Genomic DNA, 3257 nt, shown 5'->3' on the forward strand with positions numbered 1-3257 from the left:
TTTCCGCCAGTCGATCGGCGATCCGCCACCCGGCCGACACCGGCCGGACGCCCTCCGGCCACCGGTGGACGGGGACGGGGGCGGGGCGGGGGCCGACCAGGGCAGCGGTGACCCGGGCGAGGCCGGGGGACGCCGGGCGCCTATGCTGCCGCGAATGGTGTTCGACCCTCTTTCCGCGCCGCAGGACGGCCGCCCTACCGGGCCGTCGGACAGTCAGCAGTCCGCTCTCCTCGGGGCGGTGGCCGCCCTGGAGGCCGCCGTGACCGGCCTGACGGAGGATCCGGACGGCGGTGGTGAGCGCTTCGACGCGGCACTGCGCCGGCTGGGCGGGCTGCTCGGCCCCGCCGGGGAGGCGGAATCGGCGGCCGTCGGCCCCCGGCTGGCCGCGCTGCTCCCGGGCACCCCGCTGTTCCCCCGGGCCCATCTGGCGATGATGGTCGGCGCCTGTGTGGAGCGCGGAGCCGACCCGGTGGCCTGCGCCGACGGCGTTCTCGCCGGGCTGCGCGAGGCCCTGATCGGCGCCCTGCTGCTGATCGAGCGGTGGGCGGAGACCGGGGCGGACGCGGACCGACGCTCGGGGAGGAGCGCGGACGGGGACGAGGAGGCCCTGCCGGATCCGGACCGGGAGGACCCCGGCCGTGCCCGTGCGCGGATCACCGAGCCCGGGCGGACGGACGGGTGGCACGCCCACCGGGCCGTGGCCGGCTGGTGGACGCTCCAGCTGTGGCAGCAGGCCGCGTTCGCGCTCTGCACGCACGCCGCCGTACGGCGATCGGCCCGCGACTCCGGCGTGGGCGGCGTCCTCACCGAGCTGATCGACCGGTACCGCGAGCGGTCCGACCGGCACGACCTCAAGGGCCTGCGGTACCTGGCCGCCACCCTCGACGACGAGCCGCTGCTCGTCCTGCACCGCGCGAGCGGCACCGGCTACCTGCTCCGGATGGACGGCCTGACCGACAACTTCCAGCTGCACACGCTGCTGATCGAGGTCCTGGTCGGCGGCGGCCACCTGCCGGGCACCCGGCCGGACCCCGAGGTGGTCGCGCTCAGCCGCACCCGGTGGCTGGACGGTCGCCGGTTCATCGCGACGGGCGCGTTCAACCTGGTGGCGCCGGACGGCGGATGGATCTGGAACGAGGGCATGCCGGAGGACATCCCGGTGGTGGACGGCGTGCGGACGCTCGTCCTGGACCCCCAGCCCTACGAACGGAGCTGGGCCGCCGGGCGGTTCGTCGAGCAGGTGCCCGGTGACCTGCGGCTGGAGCGGGTGCTGGAGCCGGCCGAGGCGGCGGCCCGGCTGGCGGCGGCCGCGCCCGCGCTCCCCTTCGAGCAGGCGGTGCGGTAGCGGGGCCGGTGGCCCGATCGGGGCTCCCGGCGGCCGACCGGCGGGCCGCCGGGGGTGCCGGGTTAGGGTCGGAGCTCCGGGGAGTCCGGGGCCGGGTGCCCCGGAGTTCCGAGGAATCCGCCGCGGATCCGCACCGGATCCGCCTGGAGTCGAGGAGTGGAACCGACGATGGCGAGGATCCCGAACGCACTCACGGCCACCGCGCCCGCCGCGCTGACGGCGGCGGGCGGTCTGGTCGGCGGCTACGGCGTCGCCCGGTGGAGCGGCAAGCGGCAGCTCGGCGGCGCCGTCCTGGCCGTGGCCGGAGCGGGCGCCGCCGCACAGTGGCACCGCCGCTCGGGCGCGCCCGCCGCGGCCGCCCTGACCGGGCTCTACGTGGTGGCCTTCGGCGGCTCGCACCCGCTGGCGAAGAGGATCGGCGCCTGGCCCGCCGTCCTCGCCGTCACCGGGGTGGTCACCGCCGCCTCGGCCGCCACCACGGTGCTCGTCACCCGGAAGAGCTGAGCGGCACCGCCCTCACCCCTCTCCCCCGCCGCCGAACCGGGCCTCGAACGCGGCCCGGTTCGGCGAGACCGGCGTCCGGTCCCAGACCGCGAAGACCACCCGGTCGAAGGCCGCCCCGTACCGGGCCAGCGCCAGCTCGAAAGCCTCCGCGACCTCGGCCGGGTCGTTGCGGAACACCCCGCAGCCCCACGCCCCCAGCACCAGCGCGCGGATCCCGTGCCGGGCCGCCGCCGCGAGCACCCGCTCGGCCCGCTCGGCGAGCACGCCCCGGACGTCCACCCCGGCGCCCTCGGCCCGCAGGGCGAGCTGGCCGGCGTTGGGCGCGGGCGAGGTCAGGAAGGTCACCGGGTACGGCCGCGCCAGCAGCCCGCCGTCCTCGCCCCGGATCACCGGCACCTCGGGCGAGACGATCACCCGGTGGCTGTACCGGAGGTCGACGGAGGCGCGGTGCGCCTCGTAGTAGTCCCGCGCCTCCACCAGGCAGGTGTAGAGGAGGGCGCTGCGGCAGAGGTCCTCCTCCTGGGCCCGGGCTCCGCGCAGATAGCCGCCGCCGGGGTTCCGCGCGGACGCGAAGTTCAGCACCCCGACCGGCCCCGCCCCCGCCTCGAACAACCGGCGGGCCGCCTGGACGCTGCCCTCGGCCGTGACCTCGACGGTGCCGGACCCCGCCGCCGGCCCCGGGCCGCCCGCCGCGACCAGTGCGTCGAGACCGGCCGGGTCGTACGACACCGTCCCGGCCCTGGCCGCCGCCAGGCGCTCGGCCAGATCCACGGGTTCGCCCCCGGACGCGCGGTAGCTCCCCCGCTCGGCGATGCCCTCGTTCACCGCCGCCACATCACGCAGTCTGCTGCTCATGCGACCGACCGTAGGCGACGGGGCACGCACCGCGCCACTGGTTATTCTCAGCAGTAGAACAACGGTCGCGGGGGCTCCGACGCATGGGAACGCAGAACGGCCACGGGCCCGCTCCGACGATGCGGAGCGGGCCCGTGGCCGTGGTGCTGTGCGGTGCGCGGGTCAGCGCAGGCCGGCGTCAGTTCTTCCAGCGCGGCTTGCGGTCGTCGCGGTTGAAGCCGGCGTTGTAGCCACCGGAGGAGCGGCCACCGCGCTCGTCGCCGCGGTCACGGTTGAAGCCGCCGCCGGACTGCGGACGGCCACCGGAGCGGTGGTCGTCGCGGCGGGCGAACGGACGGTTGTTGCTGCCGCCACGCTCGTCGCGGTCACGGCCGAAGGCCGGACGGTCACCGAAGGAACGGGCCGGACGGTCGCCGAAGGAGCGGCTGCCGCGGTCGTCGCCGCGGTCGCGGTTGAAGCCGCCACCCTGACCGCGGTCACGGTCACCGAAGGAACGGCCGCCACGGTCGTCACGGTCACGGTTGAAGCCGCCACCCTGGCCACGGTCACGGTC

3 protein-coding genes and 1 pseudogene are annotated in these 3257 nt (G+C 76.7%); 2 read left to right on the top strand and 2 right to left on the bottom strand.

From position 1 onward, the window contains the following. Window positions 1–154 precede the first annotated feature (154 nt). Entirely contained in the window at window positions 155–1345 is a 1191-nt protein-coding gene (locus tag VR45_RS40625; protein WP_234326674.1) for a hypothetical protein, read from the top strand. Between the two features lie 168 nt (window positions 1346–1513). Beyond that, a complete protein-coding gene (locus VR45_RS40630; RefSeq protein WP_045945006.1) occupies window positions 1514–1849 on the top strand; it encodes a hypothetical protein in 336 nt (111 codons plus the stop codon). Between the two features lie 12 nt (window positions 1850–1861). Here VR45_RS40630 and VR45_RS40635 read toward each other — a convergent pair whose 3' ends face one another. Then, on the bottom strand, window positions 1862–2704 hold the full coding sequence (locus tag VR45_RS40635) for a TIGR02452 family protein (protein ID WP_045945007.1): 843 nt from the start codon (window positions 2702–2704) through the stop codon (window positions 1862–1864). A 178-nt stretch (window positions 2705–2882) separates the two neighbouring features. Further along, window positions 2883–3257 (bottom strand): annotated as a pseudogene (locus VR45_RS40640) (RNA helicase); the annotation flags it as partial.

The organism is Streptomyces sp. NRRL S-495, assembly GCF_000966955.1.
Classification (GTDB): Bacteria; Actinomycetota; Actinomycetes; order Streptomycetales; family Streptomycetaceae; genus Kitasatospora; species Kitasatospora purpeofusca.